Below are 16,398 nucleotides of genomic sequence, written 5' to 3' on the forward strand. Positions count from 1 at the left end.
CAAATGTCGCTCAAAGAAAAGCTACAAACCGTCAAGGACCAGATGGCCCAGCTGCCTGCCGAGGTCCTGCACAAGTTCCAGGCATCGCTACAAACGCTGCTCGACAGCCATTTGGGCGACAAGGCTCTGAAGGTCAACGACAAGGCGCCCCTGGCGGTGCTCAAGGATGCTGACGAGCAGGATGTGGACCTACGCCAGTTGCTGGATAAAGGCCCATTGGTGCTGGTGTTCTACCGTGGCCTGTGGTGCCCCTTCTGCGGCCAGGCATTGACCGCCTACCAGCAGATGGTCGGGGACCTTGCCGCCTCGGGCGCCACCCTGGTGGCCGTGTCGGCACAAACGCCGGAGTTCACGCGCAAGACCCGCGAAGCCCTCGGCATCAAATACCTGTTGCTCAGCGATACCGATAACCAGCTGGCGCGCCAGTACGGCATCGTGTTCAAGCTCGAAGACGAGCTGGATGAGGTCTACCGCTCCCTGGGTGCCGACCTCAAGCTATTCAACGGCTCCGACGCCCTGACCTTGCCCCTGGCCAGCGCCTTTGTGATCGGCCAGGACGGGCTGATCCGCGCCGCCTTCGTCAACGTGGACTACTCGCAACGGGTAGAGCCACAGGCATTGATCACGGCCGCCAGCCGCGTATAACCGGCAACCCTCGCCGAAGGTACCCACGCCTTTGGCGAACCCACTTGTTCAGGGACTGACGACATGAAACGAATCGCAATCATGGGGGCCGGTGTAGCCGGTCACCTGGCCGCGCTGTACTTCAAAAAAAGGTTACCGGGTGTCGAAGTCATCCTGATCGGGCGTCCGGACCGCAAGCGCCCGATCGTCGGCGAGTCCACAGTCGAGTTGACTACCCACTTCTTCAAGGGCCTGGGGCTGGGGCGCCTGCTGGAAGAAAAGCACTACCACAAGTACGGCCTGACCTATTACCTGAAGCTGCGCAACAACCCCGAGTGCCGCAACTACGTGGTGCACGAGGCTCCGGGCGTGATCCGCATGCCGGCCTACAATCTCAACCGTTTCAGTTTCGACAAGGACCTGCGCCAGATTGTCGGTGATCAGCAGGTACAAATGATTGAGGCCGATGTCACTGCCGTCGACCTCAATGCCGGTGAGCACGCCACCCACCTGCTGACCCTGCGCAGTGCCGCCGATGAGCAACAGCAACTGACCGCCGATTGGGTGGTGGACGCCACCGGCCGCAATCGCTTCATGGCGAAAAAGCTCAAGCTGCACAAAGAAGCGACGTACCAGCGCAGTACCTTCTGGCTCAGGCTCAAGGACTTCGACCGCAGCATCTTGTCCAGCATCACCGCGCACAAGGACAAGCATCACTGCTACGACCCGTACTACGTGACCCATCATTTTTATGGCAAGGGCTACTGGATCTGGATGATCCCGATGCGCAGCGACGACGGCAACGAGATGATCAGCATCGGCATCACCTACCGGCCGGACATGATCGAGCAGAAAATCGGCACCCTGGAGGCCTTCAAGGAAAAGGTCATGGCCGACCATCCGGTGATTACCGAGTTGATCGAGTCGGGCCAACTGGTCGATACCCAGGCCATGCACAACTACATGTACGAGGCGCGGCAATACTACTCGACCGAAGGTTGGTTCCTGCTGGGCGACGCAGCCTTTACCTTCGACCCGGCCAACAGCGCCGGGCTGGCCTATGTGGCGCAGCAGATCCCGCAAGTCGCTGCGATGATCGAGAAGGATATCCACGGCAGCCTGACACCCGCCTACGTCAATTGCCTGGAGTCGCACATCCAGGCGCAACTGGCCCTGCAGGACACCTGGAGCAAGTGGTACGAGGTGATGGACGACCCGTTCATGATGGGCTGGACCCTGCTGTTCGCCAACATGGCGTACTTCCACGTGGTGTTGCCGATGTACATGACCGGGGATTTTCTCGATGGTCATCAGGCCCAGCAATTTGCCGACCTGCTGCCGCGCTACACCCGCGAGATGCAACCCTCGCCCCTGCCGTTTGCCTGCCTGCTGCAAGAGATCCGTCGCTCGAACCCGGGCTTGAGCCCGGAGATGATGCCCAACCTCTACTCACGCACCATCAACTTCGACCTGTACAGGGCGGAGAACCGCGCACGGCCGATCTACGCCTCCAACTATTACCTGCGCTCGGCGCTGCTGCGGGTGCGGCTGATGAAAATGGTCAAGTGGTCGCTGTCCGCACGCCACTTCAAGTTGTTGCTGCGCCATGGCGGTGGCGCCGTGCAGGACCTGGCACGGGCTGCGGTCCTGCGCCTGCGCCCTTCACTGTTCTACAAATATGGCGAGTCGCCGGAGCTGCTGAAGTCGCCGTTTGGCAAGGAAGGTGGCTTCCTCGACCTGGTACGTCGCGGATGAACGGCATGGCGCAGGTCCGCACTGACCTGCTGGACCTGAGTGCCGTGCAACTGGCGTGGTTGATTCGCGGCAAGCAGATATCGCCGGTGGAACTGATCGAGCAATGCATTGCGCGCCTGGAGCAGGTCCAGCCACTGTGCAATGCGATGGCGGTCGACCTGTTCGAGGCTGCCCGCGACGCTGCCCGCCGGGCCGAAGAGGATGTGCTCAAGGGGCGGCCACTGGGACGCTTGCACGGCGTGCCCTTCTCCATGAAGGAAGGCCTGGGCCTTGCGGGGGCCCCCAAGACCTGCGGCTCACGCCTGCGCAGCAATACCCGCGCCCGCAGCACCGCCACGGTGGCCACGCGGCTGCTGGCGGCCGGCGCCATCCCCCTGGCTCTGGGCAATCAGGCAGAGATGGCGTTGTGGCCCGAAACGGACAACCTGGTGTATGGCCGCACACTCAACCCCTACGACACCTCACGCACCGCCGGTGGCAGCAGCGGCGGTGACTCAGTGATGGTCGCCAGCGGATGCGTGCCCTTTGCCCTGGGCACCGACGGCGGCGGCTCGATCCGCATCCCGGCGGCGTTCAATGGGATTTTTGGTTTGAAGCCGTCACGGGGGCTGGTGCCGCTGAGTGGGCACCTGCCGCTGGATGACCAGCGGTGGTCATTGCCGGTGTCCCAAGCCGTTGCCGGCCACTTTGCAGCGGGCCCCCTGTGCCGGTACGCAGAGGACCTGGGCGTAGTGCTGGAGGTCATCGCCGGCAGCGACGGGATCGACCGCAATATCCACTCCGGCTACCAGCAACCGCCCCAGGCGACACCGCTCAAGCGCGTATTCATCTGCCTGCCGGCCCCTGTCAAATGGGGCACGCCACTCTCGCCCGCCGTGACTGCTGCGGTGATCGAGACCGGCCAGCGTTATGCGGACCAAGGTGTGGAGGTGCAAGCCTGGAGTGAAAGCTGTTTAACCAACGCGTTTTTTATCTGGCTGGCCGTCCTCAAGTGCGAGACCCGTATTCACCTGGCCGACTACCTCGGGGATGGGCAGCCACTGAATTATCCACGGGCGTTGTATGCAGCCCTGGCTGGCAGGCCGCAGTTCTCCCGGGGGCCACTGCTTGCCAGCTTGATGGACAGCTGCGGCGATCGGCTGGGCAACCCGGGGCTCGCGCGGTTCCTGAAGCAGCGCGATCACTTGCAGCAGGCCCTGGCCGGGCTGTTCGACGGCCAGAGCATTCTGGTGTTGCCGGCCACCCCGGGCGTGGCGCCGGCCCATGGCAGCGCCCTGAAGCGCCCGTTCGATATCGGCTATTGCGCACTGTTCAATGTCCTCGGTTTTCCGGCCCTTTGCGTGCCTATGGGGCGCCTCGACCAGGGCTGCCCGGTGGCCGTGCAACTGGTGGCCGGGCTGGGCCAGGACGCGTTGTTACTGGAAGCCGCGCGCTTTCTGGAAATGGAATTCGGCGGCTGGCGCAAGCCCCCGCTCTGACACCTCAAGTACTAGGACATCCCCATGCAAACCAACACCAGCGCTATCACGCTACAAGCCCCTGCGCCTGCGGGCGGGCAATCGGCCGTGGGCTCCCAGGCCGAGCATTTGACCCTGTTGTTCCTGATCCAACTGATCGTGATTTTCAGCGCCAGCCGCCTGATCTCCTGGCTCAGCACCCGCTGCCTGGGGCAAACCCCGGTGGCTGGGGAAATTCTCGCCGGGCTGGTCCTGGGCCCGAGCCTGCTGGGGTATTTTTTCCCGGAACTGCTCAGCAGTATCTTTGTGCCGCAAACCTCCACCGCCTTTGTCGCCACGGCCCAGGTCGGCCTGATTCTGTTGATGTTCCAGGTGGGCCTGGAATTTGAATTCGGCGCCCACCTCAAGGGGCGTAAACGCTCGATCATGGCGATCAGCCTGGGTGGACTGCTGGTGCCATTTGCCAGTGGCTTCCTGGTGGCCGAGTATTTCTGGCAACAGATCGTCGGCGACAAGCCGCCACTGCTGGCCTTCCAACTGTTTTTTGCCACGGCGTTGTCGATCACCGCCTTGCCGATCCTTGGGCGGATCTTCATGGAACTGGGGCTGTCCCGCTCCCGCGTGGCCACCCTGACGATTGGCGCGGCGGCCATCGATGATGTGTGCGGCTGGCTGATCCTCGGTGGGGTAACGTCGATCATCGCGTCCAATTTCAGTGTGTGGGCCTCCCTGGGCAGGATCCTCGCGCTGGCGGTGTTTATCGTGTTGGTGCTGTGGGTGGTGCGGCCCTTGGTGCTGCGCTGGATCATCGGCGACCTGGAGCGCAAGCCGCTGTCGGCCCAGGGTATTTCCCTGATGCTGATCGTGCTGTTTGGCAGTGCAGTGATTACCAACCTGATCGGCGTATTTTCGATCATTGGCGGTTTTATCATCGGCGTCGCCCTGCACACCCACCGGCCCTTTGTCACACAGTGGAATGCCAAGGTCAGTGGTCTGGTCAATGCGTTTTTCCTGCCGGTGTTCTTTGCCTACACCGGCCTGCGCACCGACATCGGCTCGCTCAACGGCGACACGGCGCTGCTCAATTGCTTTCTGGTGTGCCTGGTGGCGTTCGCCAGCAAATTCTTCGGGGCTTACGGCGCCAGCCGCTGGCTGGGCGAGACACCGCGCAACAGCGCGCTGATCGGCGTGTGCATGAACACCCGGGCGCTGATGGAACTGGTGGTGCTCAACGTGGGCTATGACCTGGGCGTGCTGCCCAAGGAGTACTTCACCATGCTGGTGATCATGGCCATCATCAGTACCTTTATCGCCTCGCCCCTGATCCGCCTGCTGACGAGTGAAGAGCGACGTATACCGGTGGGCCAACCTGCGGTGAAATAAGAGACCTGACACCCGGCGTCATCGTCGACGGTTTTCGCCGGTAAGCCGGCTCCTACAGGGTCAGATGAGCCCCGGCTTTTTGTAGGAGCTGGCTTGCCAGCGAAAAACGCAAACTGGCTGCGTTTCTGCAGGTTGCCCGCATTATCGTTGACGATTTTCGCCGGCAAGCCGGCTCCTGCAGGAGGTGGGGGCTGGGGCTTACTTGCCCTCGGTCAACGCGTTGTAGCTGGTGAACAGGTTGCGATAGTCCGGGATGTGGTTGGAGAACAAGGTCCCCAGGCCTTCGATATCGTTGCGCCAGTCGCGGTGCAGCTCGCAGGCCAGGCCAAACCAGGTCATCAGTTGCGCGCCGTTGGCGGTCATGCGGGCCCAGGCCGATTGCTGGGTCAGTTCGTTGAAAGTGCCGGAGGCATCGGTCACCACAAACACGTCATAGCCTTCGGCCAGGGCCGACAGCGCCGGGAACGCCACGCACACCTCGGTCACCACGCCAGCGATGATCAGTTGCTTCTTGCCGGTAGCCTTGATGGCCTTGACGAAGTCTTCGTTGTCCCAGGCGTTGATCTGGCCAGGGCGGGCAATGTACGGCGCGTCCGGGAACAGCGCCTTGAGCTCGGGCACCAGCGGGCCGTTGGGGCCGGTTTCGAAACTGGTGGTGAGGATGGTCGGCAGCTTGAAGTACTTGGCCAGGTCAGCCAGGGCCAGTACGTTGTTCTTGAACTTGTCGGGCTCGATATCGCGGACCAGTGACAGCAAGCCAGCCTGATGGTCAACCAGCAGGACAGCTGCGTTGTCTTTGTCCAGGCGAACGTAGGGTTTAGACATCATGATGCTCCTGGTAAAAAGGTGTTTCCCGAAATGGGCCGCACCGGAAAGAGTCAACGGTGTTTATGGCGCTGGGAGTCTAGCTCGTCGTCACTGAACCACTTTCACTGACAAAACCCGCCTATTGACCGTCCTCGCGTGCCCCGCTGATGGTTGTAGGAAAAAACCAGGGTCCCACTTTAGTCATCACACTAGGTGCTCGGTAGTGGTTGAATTAAACTTCACCATCTCAAAAATGGAACGATACCCATGTTCGACCTGAATGAGCTCTTCCTCTACGCCAAGGTGGTTGAGCATGGTGGTTTCGCAGCGGCCGGTCGGGCGCTGAACATGCCCAAGTCGACCTTGAGCCGCCGGGTCAGCCAGCTGGAAGCGCGGCTGGGGGCACGCCTGATACAACGCTCCACCCGTCAGTTCCAGGTCACTGATATTGGCCAGGCCTACTACCGCCACTGCGTGGCAATGACCGCCGAGGCAGAGTCCGCCGAGGAGCTGATCGCCTTCAACAAAGCCGAGCCGCGCGGAGTGATTCGCCTGAGTTGCACCACCGCGCTGCTCAATTACTGGGTAGCGCCGATGCTGGGCCAGTTCATGGCGCAGTGCCCCAGCGTTGAACTCAATGTGAAGAGTTTCAACCGCAAGGTCGATGTGATCAGCGAGGGCTATGACATTGCGCTGAACCTGTGCTTCCCGCCCCTGGAAAGCAGCGACCTGGTGATGAAACTGCTCGCCAGGAGCCCCCAGGTGTTGGTAGCGAGCCCGGCGTTTTTGCAGGCGCATCCACTGCCCCTACTCCCTGCGGATTTATCCGGGCTGCCGACCATCAACTGGGGCAGCCCGCTGTTGCAATACACCTGGGGGCTGACCGGGCCAGAAGGCATGAGGGCTGAGATCTGCCACACCCCACGGCTGGTCAGTGACGACATGCCGACCCTGAAAAGCGCGGTACTGCTGGGCGTGGGCATCGCCAACCTGCCGCTGGCCGTGGTCAAGGATGAGATAGACGACGGCCGCCTGGTCAGCCTGCTCCCCGACTGGCAACCCACCGAAGGTGTGATCAGCGCTGTCTTCCCTTCAAGGCGCGGGCTGTTACCGTCGGTGCGCACCTTGATCGACTTTCTGGCGCAGGCGTTTGAAAAACACCAGCAAAGCCAGGCCGCGAGAACGTCAAACTTCGATGAGTCCAGCTAGAGCCACGAAGCGCCTGGCCGCTGTTTTACTCCCGGGCGAGGCACAACGAAACGTCCACTATCGCGCCACACAAATCCGCACCGTGGCGCCATCAGGCACTGCCATTACCCTGCCAGTATTTACGCAGCGTCTTTTTGAGCTAGCCTTGCCCTGCCGCTCCTTCTTACACAGTGAACTCATGGAAACGCTCACCAAAACAGAGATCGAAAGTGCTCTTTCCAGTCGCCTACCCAACTGTGTCGTCACCTGCCTGATCAACCCGGACGGCAGCCTCTCAGTGACTGTTTTAGCGCCAGATGCCAATCAATTCACCATCGCGAGCATCAATCGTGCCCAGTATCACGCCGAGTCGGGAATCAATAGGCTTGTCCGGGAGATCCTCGAGGAAATGGTGGTATCCCGGCAATCATCCCACCTGCCGCCGGAGGGGTAATCGCCTTGGCGAGAATGCCCGGATAGTGACCGATCCCCGGCTCGGAGGTGGCGATACACACCCACAATTCGGCGGTGAATTGGGGGTGCGCCGAGGCCTTGAAAGTCGCGGCGGATCAGTGACCTGCGCCGCTTCGTTCAGCACCAGGGGCGCGTCAGAGAATCGGCTTGCCGCCGGTCACGCCATAACGTTCACCGGAGATGTAACTGCCCTCGTCCGACGCCAGCAGTACGTAAATCGGCGCCACCTCGACCGGTTGGCCTGGCCGACCGAGGGGCGTATTGGCACCGAAATGCTTCACCGCCTCCTGCGACATAGTCGATACGATCAAGGGCGTCCAGATTGGCCCCGGTGCAACGCTGTTGACGCGGATACCGCGCTTACCCAGCAACTGCGCCAGCCCGGCGGTGAAGTTCGCGATGGCGCCTTTGGTGGCCGCGTAAGGTAACAGCGTCGGGTTGGGGGTGTCGGAGTTGACCGAGCTGGTGTTGATGATGGAACTGCCCTCGGCCATGTGGGGCAGCGCGGCCTTGCAGATGCGAAACATCGCTGTCACGTTGACATCGAATGTCATTACCCATTCTTCATCGCTGATTTCTTCAAGGGTTTCGTGGGACATCTGGAACGCAGCATTGTTGACCAGGATGTCGATGCGCCCGAACGTCTCCACCGTGTCATTCACGATGGCCGCACACTGCGCCAGGTTCCTCAGATCTCCCGGCAGCAGCAGGCATTGGCGCCCGGCCGCCTCGACCCAGCGCGCAGTCTCTTTTGCGTCCTCGTGTTCGTCCAGGTATGACACCGCTACGTCAGCGCCTTCCCGGGCAAAAGCGATGGCCACGGCGCGCCCGATGCCGCTGTCAGCCCCGGTGATCAAGGCGATTTTGTTGGCAAGCCGGCCTGAGCCTTTATAGGTTTGTTCACCGCAATCGGGCTGGGGATCCATTCGGCGTTGATCACCCGGCACAGGTTGCTGTTGAGGTGCGAAAGGGGGTTTTGGATAGTTGATCATCAGTGTTCCTCCTGGGTTTTCCTCTTCTTGCGAGGACACTCCGGGGGCGTTAGTTCAGACCAAATTGCGAAATCCGGATTAGCGTCAGGGCGGCCGGTGTCTACCCGTCATATCCGGCATCGCCCCACTGCTGATCAGTACCAATGGGTCGTCATCGACCAGCAGTCTCTCGAAACGCCGTTGAGAAAGGCAGTCGTCTGCGGCCGACTCTAGTCCGGCCGATACAGGCGCCTCGGACCGGCACACGGGGCACGCAGACGGTCATGGGGCAGGATCGAGGGCAGTGGGTGTAGATCTCGCCCCCCACGCTGAGGCAGGATGCAGTTTTACAGTGCGGGTGAATTATGGCGGTCCCTCAAGACAAACAAGAGTTGCTCGATGCCATTAATGCAACCTATGAAAAATTACTCAGCGTCATCCGGCGGGTACCCATGCCCCGGGTCAACGAATGCAGCCTGGAGGGGCATGCCAAGGGGACGCAGATGAGCGTCGCCAATCTGGTCGCCTACCTGGTGGGCTGGAATGAATTGGTGCTCAAGTGGCTGGACGCGGACGCCGCCGGCACTGTCATCGACTTCCCGGAAACCGGCTTCAAGTGGAACCAGTTGGGCCAGCTTGCACAGAAGTTCTACCGCGACTACCAAGGCATCCCTTTTGAGCAATTGCTCGAGCGGCTCGACAGCGCAAAGCAGCGGATCGTGTCCAGCATCCAGAGCCGCGAGAATGCCGAGCTGTATGAATGCCCGTGGTACGAGCACTGGACGATGGGGCGGATGATCCAGTTCAACACCGCCTCCCCCTATGACAATGCACGTGGGCGCTTGCGCAAATGGCTTAAGGCAGAAGGCCCCAATCCTCAGCCTGCATAGGGACGGTTTCGCACCCTGCCTCCAACACCGCTTCCCAGGCCATGATCGCAAAGGCCGGGTTTATCCCCAGCGGGAGCATCGAGCACCTTGACGAACACGTCCCTGAACGGATGTTCGTCAAATTCGTTCGCGGACCGTATGAGGCGCTTCAGTCGCGATCAGCCTCCGCCTGGTTGAGAAAAATCAGCACCCCGAGCAGCGCCATATAGAACTTGAATGCCGCTTCCTGGCCGTTCCACTGATGGGATTGCCACATCAGGAACCACTCACCGCCAATCACCATGAAGCCGAAAAACCACACCAGCAGGCCCGCAGTAAAACCGACAATGGCCACCTGTTTGGCGGCATCGAACTGCCGGCCAGTACCTAGCCTGGCCCGCCACATTGCCAGCGCCCCACGGGCCAATAATACGGCAGTCAAGGCTTCGCCGGCGATGATCAGCCCATAGGCGCCATGCCACAGCCAGGGTGTAGTGATTGCCCGGTACATGGCCGTATTACCGGGAAAGGTGGTGTCCATGCTCAACACATGCTTGACGAAGGCAAAGTTGGAGCCGTAATCAGTAAGGTTGTTGAACGCCACCAGCGCGGCGAAGGCCGCCAGCATCAGGGTCAGGACGATTTTTGCGTAGCGGGTGGTCATGTTTGCTTCCCAGGGCAATGAAAGGGCTACGCTAGCACGTCCTTTGAGTGCCTTCGAGACACACAGTTGTAGGGTTTTACCTAGCGATAAAAGCCTTTTTCCGGCACACCACCTAAGTGATGACTTGAGCCAATCGAAGCGCCACCGCGGCAGCCTGTTCGGCGCTGGCGATGTTGGTAAAACCCAGTACCAGGCCGTGCCTGGACCTGGCCTCGAGGTACCACTGCGACAGCGGCTCGACAGCGAGGCCAATGGCCCGGGCACGCTGGGCGAGTTCCACATCATCCCCTTCACTCAGGCCCGCAATCAGGTGCATGCCTCCGGCCTGGAGGTTGATCGACAGCCGTTCGCCGAACTGTTGCTGTAGCGCATCGACCAGCCACTGGCGGCGGCGCGCGTAGAGCGTACGCATTTTTTTCAAATGCCGTGCAAAGTGCCCCTCGTAGAGGAAGGCGCTGACCGTCGCCTGGAGAAGCTGCGGGCAGTGGTTGTGCAGGCGGTCAGCCTGGCGGGCGAAGGCGTCGCTTTGCGCCTGCGGCACCACCAGATAGGCCAGGCGCAGGCCCGGAAACAACACCTTGCTAAAGGTGCCGGTATAGAGCACCCGCCCCTGCTGATCGAGGCTCTTGAGCGCAGGCAAGGGCCGGCCCTGATAGCGGTATTCGCTGTCGTAATCATCCTCGATGATCCAACTGCCTTGGCGACTGGCCCAGTCCAGCAGTGCCAGCCGGCGCGGCAGGGACAGTGATACCCCCAGCGGGCTCTGGTGGGTCGGCGTGACCACGGCAAAGCGTGCATCCGCACAGCGGGCGATGCCTTGTGCGACATCAAGCCCCTGCTCATCCACGGCAACCGGCACCAACTGCACGCCGGCCTCCCGGAGTGTGTTGCGCGCCATGAAGTAGCCCGGCTCTTCCAGCCAGCAGCGATCGCCGGGGCGCATCAGCGTGTGGCTGATCAGGTCCAGGCACGCGCGATAGCCCGCGCAGACGAACACCTGTTCCGGGCGGCAGGCAATCCCTCGGGCAATCCCCAGGTAGCTGGCAATGGCTGTGCGCAATGCTGCATGGCCACGCGGGTCCGGGTACACCAGCCCCTCGAGGCCGGCCTGGCGCAGTTGACGACCGGCCAGCCGGGTCCAGAGCTTGCGGGGAAATGCATCCAGTGCGGGCAGCCCCATCTGCAGTGCCAACGGCAGCGCCCCGCAATGATTGGACGAGTACTGCGGCGCAGCAACCGGGGCCTGGAGTACGGGCGAGGCAACGGCAGCCAGTTGCGGCGTGACAATCGTCCCGGCGGCGCCCCGCGCAATCAGGTAACCCTCCCCTATCAACAACTGGTAAGCCGCTTCTACCGTGCCACGCGCCAGGTTCAACTGCGCCGCCAACGCGCGTACGGCAGGCACGCGATCCCCCGGGCGCAGGCGGCCATCGGCAATGGATTCGCGAAATCGCTGGTAAAGCTGGCGATACATCGGCGCGCTCTGGCTACGGTCCAGCGTAAAGGGAGGAATCATGGCCTAGTCATTTATGCACTTTTCGGCCCTGTAGCTTAAGTCATCGGGGCTTTAAGGTCAGCTACCTCTCTACAACGGACGACCGACATGGCTTATACCCTTGGGCATCTGGAGGACCAGCAGGCCTTCGCGGCCAGTTTCAACCTGATGCACGTGCTGCGACCCCATGTCGCCAACCCGGCCCACTATGTCGCGCAACTGCTGCGCCAGGTCGGGCAAGGCTACCGTCTACTGGCTGCATGGGAAGCTGGGCAGGTGGTGGGTCTGGCCGGTTACCGCGAGTTGGAGAACCTGCTCTACGGGCGCTTCATTTACGTCGATGACCTGGTGGTACACCCCGACCTGCAGCGCGGTGGCCTCGGCGCACGGCTGCTGGACGCCGTGCGCGAAGAAGCCGTGCAGCGCGGTTGCGCGCATTTTGTGCTGGACACCGGGCTGCATATGCCGCTGGCCCAACGTTTCTACTTTCGCCAAGGGCTGCTGGCCCACGGCATACACTTCACCCAACGCCTTCACACAGAGAGTCCGGCATGAAGAGTGTTCTATTGATCAACGCCAGCCCCAATGGCCAGGTTTCCCATGCGAACCAGTTGGCACTGGAACTGGTGGACACCCTTCGCCAGCGCCATCCGAGGCTCGAACTGGTCGAACGCGACCTGGGCACACACCCACTGCCACCGCTGGGCATGGATTACGCCCGGGGCCTGGCGACGACCACGCCGTTCGACGCGCCGGCTTTCGAGGTTTCCGAAACGCTGATCCGCGAGTTGGAAGGCTGCGATATCCTGCTGATTGCCACGCCAATGCACAATTTCACGCTGCCCGCTGCACTCAAGCTGTGGATCGACTACGTCCTGCGTATTCACCGCACATTCAGCTCAGGGCCCGAGGGCAAGACCGGTCTGCTGAGCAACCGTGCGGTGTATGTGCTGGTGGGTTCCGGTGGTTTTCATCAGGGCGCGTCGGCACGGCAACCGGACTTCCTGACACCTTACCTGCGCCAGGTACTGGGCACCCTCGGGCTGTTCGACCCGCACTTCACCTACCTCCAGGGCCTGGTATTCGGTGAGGAAGCGGTCCAAGCAGCGCTCCAGGAGAGCCGTGCCCGGCTGTCACTGGAGCCGCTGTTCAACCCGCTGATGGGTGCCTGATCGTCAAAGCAGCCCCGGCACCACCAGGGTCAGCCAGGCAACACATGGCCCGACCAGGGCAATCACTGCGCTGTAGATCAGCAGGCTGCGCAAGACTTTTTCGCGCTCCTGCGGCGGTGTATTGGCAACCACCAGTGCGCCGTTGGTGGAGAACGGGCTGGTGTCGACGATGGTGGTGGAAATGGCGATGGCCGCGACCACGCCGACCGCACTGATATGGCCCTGGCTCAAGAAGGGCACGGCCAGGGGAATGATCACCCCCAGCAACGCCGTGGACGACGCAAAGGACGAGATGATCGCGGCGGTAAAACACAGCAGCAACGCCACCAGCAGCGGCTCACCCAGCCCGGAGATGCCATGGGCGACATAGTCGATGGTGCCGATGGTCTGCATCACGCCGATGTAGGTGATGATCCCGGTGATCAGCAGCACCGTCGACCAACTGACCTTGTCGATGGCCGCCTTCTGCGCCGTGGGTGCGAACATGGCCAACACCACCGCGACCGTCATCGCCACCAGGCCGATATTGAACTTGAACACCAGCGCCGAGATCGCCAGGGCCAACAAGCCGATCAGTGTCGACAGCTTGGCCCCGTCCAGGCCACTGACAGCCTGTAGCGGCGCACCGGCGCCGGTCAGGTCGGTGCGGTGATAGGCCGGGGAAGCCGGCGTACCGCCATGGCCAAGAATCGCCAGGGATGCACCCGCCGCATGCAACGTGGGGCCGAACGAGACCGGTGCCAGCGACAGGCGCGCGCTGCGCAAACCGCCGAACACGACGAAGACCACCATGGCAATCCCCAGGTTGAACAGCAAGCTGGTGATGAACAACGTGAACGGCGCATAGGGCAGCCCGGACGACGCCACGATCTGATTGGTGATACCGCCGAAAATGCTCACCGGCGAAAAACTGCCGCCCTGGGCGCCATGAATCACCATCAGCCCCATCAACACCGGGTTGATGCGGTACTGCACGGCGAAGTTCAGCGCAATCGGCGCCAGGATCGCGGCCACCGCCGGGCTCAGCGCGCCGAAACCGGTCAGCAATGCCGCCACCACGAACATCACCCAGGGGATCCAGGCGACGCGTCCACGCACCATCAACACCGCCCGCTCGATCAGCCAGTCGATGGTGCCGTTGTTCTGCGCGATGCCGAACAGATAGGTGACCCCGACCAGCGTCAGGAACAGGTCACTGGGAAACCCGGCAAAGATCGTCGCCGGGGTCATTTCCAATATCACCGAACCGACGACAAAGGCCGCCGCAAAGGCCAGCGCGCCCATGTTGATGGGCAACACGCTGGCGATGCCGAAGATGACCACCAACACCAGAATCGACAGAAGCTCATTATTCATTGCAATCTGACTCCCCGCAGTCGGACGGCCCCGCAGGTACCGCCCTTGTTATTATTTTTTCGGGATGTGGCGCTACCGCACGCGTGTTCTAGCGACCGCCGAACACCGCCGGCCGGCGCTCGGCAAAGGCTGCCAGGCCTTCGCCAAAGTCGGCGCTTTCACAGGCTTGTCGGCGCAGTTCGGCAATCTGTTCCATCGCCTGCACCGGCATCGGTTGCAGGTCTTCAAGGATGCGCAGCTGTTCCTTGACCGCCGCAACCGCCAGGGGCGCCTTGCTGGCAATACCTTGCGCCAGCTCCAGCGCAGTCGCTTCCAATACATCGCTGTCGACCAGGCGGTTGACCAGGCCAAAGCGTTCCGCACGCTGCGCATCAAGCTTCTGCGCCGTGAAGAACATTTCCTTCAACACATGAATCGGCAAATTGTTGAAAAAGCGCAGCAAGCCGCTGGTGGTGTACGGCAAGCCAATATTTACCGGGGTCATGGCAAAGCTGGCGCTGGGGTCCGCGACGACCAGGTCGCAGCTCATCACCAGGTCCACCGCACCACCCCACACCGAGCCGGACACCAGGGCGATCACCACTCCGGGATAAGCACGGATGCGACGTATGACCCGTTCCAGCGGCTTGCCGTAGGCAATCGGGTCGCGGTCGTGTTGCAGCTCACGGATGTCGTGGCCGGCGCTCCATACCGATTGGCCGACTTCGCTGCCCAGGATCACCACCGGGATGCGTTGTGCCGCCAGGGTCTGCAGGCTCTCATCGAGTGACTGCAATAGTTGTGCGCTGAGTGCATTGCGTTGTGCGGGGTTGCTGAAGACCAGTCGCGCGATGCGCTCATCGACTGGGTGGACGGTCACGGTGGCAGTAGCAGCGGGATTCATTGTGCGGTTCCTGTTGATTGGGTGCAGGGGCTGTCGGCGGAGTCCTGGAACACGACCTTTGCGTCGAGCAGTGCGTTGATGGATGTGCTGTCGAAGCCGGCTTCACGCAGGATTTCGACGGTGTGTTCGCCCAGCAGTGGCGGTGGGCGGCTGGCACCGCTGGCAGTGCTGCCAAACACTGGAGTCACCACCTGGCGCAGGGCACCGAGGGTCGGATGGGTAAGTGTTTCAGTCAGTTGGCTGTGCAGCACCTGTGGGTCGGCGAACACCTCATCGAGGGTATTGATCGGGCCTGCGGGTAATCCTGCGTCGACAAACAGAGCGGTCCATTCGCGTTTGCTGCGGGTTTTCAAGCGGTCTTCGAGAATATCGCGTAATTCATCACGACGTTCGACCCGCGCTTCATTGGTGGCGAACCGTGGATCGTCCGGCAGCCCGGGCAAATCCAGCAGTATGCACAGGCGCCCCCACATGGCCGAGGTAATCGGCGCCAGATTGAGCGGGCCATCCAGGGTCTGGAACACGCCATAAGGCGCAATCACCGAATGGGCGTTGCCGGTGCGGCGCGGCACATCCCCGAGGCTGAGGTAACGTTGGCCATGCACACTCAACAAGCCGACCAGGCTGGCCAGCAGCGAGGTGCTGACATGCTGACCACGCCCGCTGCGCTCGCGCTCCAGCAGCGCGCCCAGCACAGCTGTCACCAGCCACATGCCCGACGTCAGGTCGCCAATAGCGGTGCCGGTGCGCGTCGGGTCGCCATCGCCGAAACCGGTCAGGCTCATCAGCCCCGAGTAGCCCTGGGCGATCTGGTCGAAGCCCGGCCAACTGCTCATCGGCCCATCGGCGCCAAAGGCGTTGATGCTGCCCAGCACCAGTCGCGGATTGCGGGCGCTGAGCACCTCATAACCGAGGCCCATGCTGTGCAGCGTGCCGGGCTTGAAGTTCTCGATGACCACATCGGCGTCGTCAATCAGTTGCTGGAGGGTGGCCAGCCCCTTGGGGTTGCGCAGGTCAATGCACATGCCGCGCTTGTTGCGGTTGCACGATAGATAGTAGGTGCTCACGCCCCGGTCAAAGGGCCCCCAGGTACGGCTCATGTCGCCATCGGGGCCGGACTCGATCTTGATCACATCGGCGCCCAGATCTGCCAGCACCATGGTGCAGAACGGCCCCGACAGTGCGCGACTCAGGTCGACGATTTTCACGCCTTGCAAAGCTTGCATAGGGTTCTCCAGTGAAGAACGCTTAGTGGGTTGTGGTCCGAGTCTAGGCGCCGTATCTCATAAACTAAAAATAT

Annotated in this window: 16 protein-coding genes; 9 read left to right on the forward strand and 7 right to left on the reverse strand. The window is 61.8% G+C overall.

The genetic code is table 11. The annotated features are described in order from the left end of the window. Positions 1-3 precede the first annotated feature (3 nt). From JFT44_RS25725 to JFT44_RS25740, 4 genes are all read left to right on the forward strand, one after another. A complete protein-coding gene (locus JFT44_RS25725; RefSeq protein ID WP_057959294.1) occupies positions 4-645 on the forward strand; it encodes a peroxiredoxin-like family protein in 642 nt (213 codons plus the stop codon). Between the two features lie 63 nt (positions 646-708). Continuing rightward, complete coding sequence (locus tag JFT44_RS25730; RefSeq protein ID WP_057959293.1) at positions 709-2,379, forward strand: NAD(P)/FAD-dependent oxidoreductase; 1,671 nt, start codon at positions 709-711, stop codon at positions 2,377-2,379. A 5-nt stretch (positions 2,380-2,384) separates the two neighbouring features. Beyond that, positions 2,385-3,857, forward strand: coding sequence for an amidase (locus tag JFT44_RS25735; protein ID WP_233098433.1), 1,473 nt, complete (start codon positions 2,385-2,387; stop codon positions 3,855-3,857). Between the two features lie 24 nt (positions 3,858-3,881). Then, the gene (locus tag JFT44_RS25740; protein ID WP_057440923.1) at positions 3,882-5,219 is read left to right on the forward strand and encodes a cation:proton antiporter; all 1,338 of its coding nucleotides are present in this window, start codon (positions 3,882-3,884) and stop codon (positions 5,217-5,219) included. Between the two features lie 198 nt (positions 5,220-5,417). On the opposite strand, the gene ycaC is transcribed toward JFT44_RS25740, so the two are convergent. Next, entirely contained in the window at positions 5,418-6,044 is a 627-nt protein-coding gene (gene ycaC / locus JFT44_RS25745; RefSeq protein WP_032861405.1) for an isochorismate family cysteine hydrolase YcaC, read from the reverse strand. Between the two features lie 249 nt (positions 6,045-6,293). Between ycaC and JFT44_RS25750 the strand changes: the two genes are divergently transcribed. Together JFT44_RS25750 and JFT44_RS25755 are read left to right on the forward strand one after the other, a co-directional pair. Beyond that, on the forward strand, positions 6,294-7,235 hold the full coding sequence (locus JFT44_RS25750) for a LysR substrate-binding domain-containing protein (protein ID WP_057959292.1): 942 nt from the start codon (positions 6,294-6,296) through the stop codon (positions 7,233-7,235). Between the two features lie 178 nt (positions 7,236-7,413). After that, the gene (locus JFT44_RS25755) at positions 7,414-7,668 is read left to right on the forward strand and encodes a hypothetical protein (RefSeq protein WP_115128397.1); all 255 of its coding nucleotides are present in this window, start codon (positions 7,414-7,416) and stop codon (positions 7,666-7,668) included. 154 nt (positions 7,669-7,822) lie between these two features. Here JFT44_RS25755 and JFT44_RS25760 read toward each other — a convergent pair whose 3' ends face one another. Then, positions 7,823-8,680: an SDR family oxidoreductase gene (locus JFT44_RS25760; RefSeq protein ID WP_057959291.1), complete on the reverse strand. Its 858-nt coding sequence runs from the start codon at positions 8,678-8,680 to the stop codon at positions 7,823-7,825. 344 nt (positions 8,681-9,024) lie between these two features. On the opposite strand from JFT44_RS25760, the gene JFT44_RS25765 reads away from it, so the two are divergent. Then, positions 9,025-9,549 (forward strand): ClbS/DfsB family four-helix bundle protein, encoded by a 525-nt coding sequence (locus tag JFT44_RS25765; protein WP_198799333.1) that lies wholly within the window; start codon positions 9,025-9,027, stop codon positions 9,547-9,549. A gap of 148 nt (positions 9,550-9,697) precedes the next feature. On the opposite strand, the gene JFT44_RS25770 is transcribed toward JFT44_RS25765, so the two are convergent. Further along, positions 9,698-10,192, reverse strand: a complete 495-nt coding sequence (locus JFT44_RS25770) for a DUF2165 family protein (protein WP_057959289.1) — start codon at positions 10,190-10,192, stop codon at positions 9,698-9,700. Between the two features lie 112 nt (positions 10,193-10,304). Then, the gene (locus JFT44_RS25775) at positions 10,305-11,708 is read right to left on the reverse strand and encodes a PLP-dependent aminotransferase family protein (protein ID WP_169989965.1); all 1,404 of its coding nucleotides are present in this window, start codon (positions 11,706-11,708) and stop codon (positions 10,305-10,307) included. A gap of 87 nt (positions 11,709-11,795) precedes the next feature. On the opposite strand from JFT44_RS25775, the gene JFT44_RS25780 reads away from it, so the two are divergent. Further along, a complete protein-coding gene (locus JFT44_RS25780) occupies positions 11,796-12,242 on the forward strand; it encodes a GNAT family N-acetyltransferase (protein WP_120733364.1) in 447 nt (148 codons plus the stop codon). Further along, positions 12,239-12,859 (forward strand): FMN-dependent NADH-azoreductase, encoded by a 621-nt coding sequence (locus tag JFT44_RS25785; RefSeq protein WP_170059261.1) that lies wholly within the window; start codon positions 12,239-12,241, stop codon positions 12,857-12,859. The genes JFT44_RS25780 and JFT44_RS25785 overlap by 4 nt, the downstream gene beginning before the upstream one ends. A gap of 3 nt (positions 12,860-12,862) precedes the next feature. Here the strand turns inward: JFT44_RS25785 and JFT44_RS25790 are convergent, their stop codons facing one another. From JFT44_RS25790 to JFT44_RS25800, 3 genes are all read right to left on the reverse strand, one after another. Continuing rightward, positions 12,863-14,215, reverse strand: a complete 1,353-nt coding sequence (locus JFT44_RS25790; protein WP_057440912.1) for an SLC13 family permease — start codon at positions 14,213-14,215, stop codon at positions 12,863-12,865. A gap of 88 nt (positions 14,216-14,303) precedes the next feature. Further along, a complete protein-coding gene (gene scpB, locus JFT44_RS25795) occupies positions 14,304-15,098 on the reverse strand; it encodes a methylmalonyl-CoA decarboxylase (RefSeq protein WP_057959285.1) in 795 nt (264 codons plus the stop codon). Then, complete coding sequence (locus JFT44_RS25800; RefSeq protein WP_198831398.1) at positions 15,095-16,324, reverse strand: CaiB/BaiF CoA-transferase family protein; 1,230 nt, start codon at positions 16,322-16,324, stop codon at positions 15,095-15,097. The genes scpB and JFT44_RS25800 overlap by 4 nt, the downstream gene beginning before the upstream one ends. Positions 16,325-16,398 lie beyond the last annotated feature (74 nt).

Source organism: Pseudomonas sp. MF5691, assembly GCF_016405645.1.
Classification (GTDB): Bacteria; Pseudomonadota; Gammaproteobacteria; order Pseudomonadales; family Pseudomonadaceae; genus Aquipseudomonas; species Aquipseudomonas shahriarae.

Excerpts from the sequence above, each read along its gene's own strand:
- JFT44_RS25725 (WP_057959294.1), top strand. The coding sequence starts at position 4 with ATGTCGCTCAAAGAAAAGCTACAAACCGTCAAGGACCAGATGGCCCAG.
- JFT44_RS25730 (WP_057959293.1), top strand. The coding sequence starts at position 709 with ATGAAACGAATCGCAATCATGGGGGCCGGTGTAGCCGGTCACCTGGCC.
- JFT44_RS25735 (WP_233098433.1), top strand. The coding sequence starts at position 2,385 with ATGGCGCAGGTCCGCACTGACCTGCTGGACCTGAGTGCCGTGCAACTG.
- JFT44_RS25740 (WP_057440923.1), top strand. The coding sequence starts at position 3,882 with ATGCAAACCAACACCAGCGCTATCACGCTACAAGCCCCTGCGCCTGCG.
- ycaC (WP_032861405.1), bottom strand. The coding sequence starts at position 6,044 with ATGTCTAAACCCTACGTTCGCCTGGACAAAGACAACGCAGCTGTCCTG.
- JFT44_RS25750 (WP_057959292.1), top strand. The coding sequence starts at position 6,294 with ATGTTCGACCTGAATGAGCTCTTCCTCTACGCCAAGGTGGTTGAGCAT.
- JFT44_RS25755 (WP_115128397.1), top strand. The coding sequence starts at position 7,414 with ATGGAAACGCTCACCAAAACAGAGATCGAAAGTGCTCTTTCCAGTCGC.
- JFT44_RS25760 (WP_057959291.1), bottom strand. The coding sequence starts at position 8,680 with ATGATCAACTATCCAAAACCCCCTTTCGCACCTCAACAGCAACCTGTG.
- JFT44_RS25765 (WP_198799333.1), top strand. The coding sequence starts at position 9,025 with ATGGCGGTCCCTCAAGACAAACAAGAGTTGCTCGATGCCATTAATGCA.
- JFT44_RS25770 (WP_057959289.1), bottom strand. The coding sequence starts at position 10,192 with ATGACCACCCGCTACGCAAAAATCGTCCTGACCCTGATGCTGGCGGCC.
- JFT44_RS25775 (WP_169989965.1), bottom strand. The coding sequence starts at position 11,708 with ATGATTCCTCCCTTTACGCTGGACCGTAGCCAGAGCGCGCCGATGTAT.
- JFT44_RS25780 (WP_120733364.1), top strand. The coding sequence starts at position 11,796 with ATGGCTTATACCCTTGGGCATCTGGAGGACCAGCAGGCCTTCGCGGCC.
- JFT44_RS25785 (WP_170059261.1), top strand. The coding sequence starts at position 12,239 with ATGAAGAGTGTTCTATTGATCAACGCCAGCCCCAATGGCCAGGTTTCC.
- JFT44_RS25790 (WP_057440912.1), bottom strand. The coding sequence starts at position 14,215 with ATGAATAATGAGCTTCTGTCGATTCTGGTGTTGGTGGTCATCTTCGGC.
- scpB (WP_057959285.1), bottom strand. The coding sequence starts at position 15,098 with ATGAATCCCGCTGCTACTGCCACCGTGACCGTCCACCCAGTCGATGAG.
- JFT44_RS25800 (WP_198831398.1), bottom strand. The coding sequence starts at position 16,324 with ATGCAAGCTTTGCAAGGCGTGAAAATCGTCGACCTGAGTCGCGCACTG.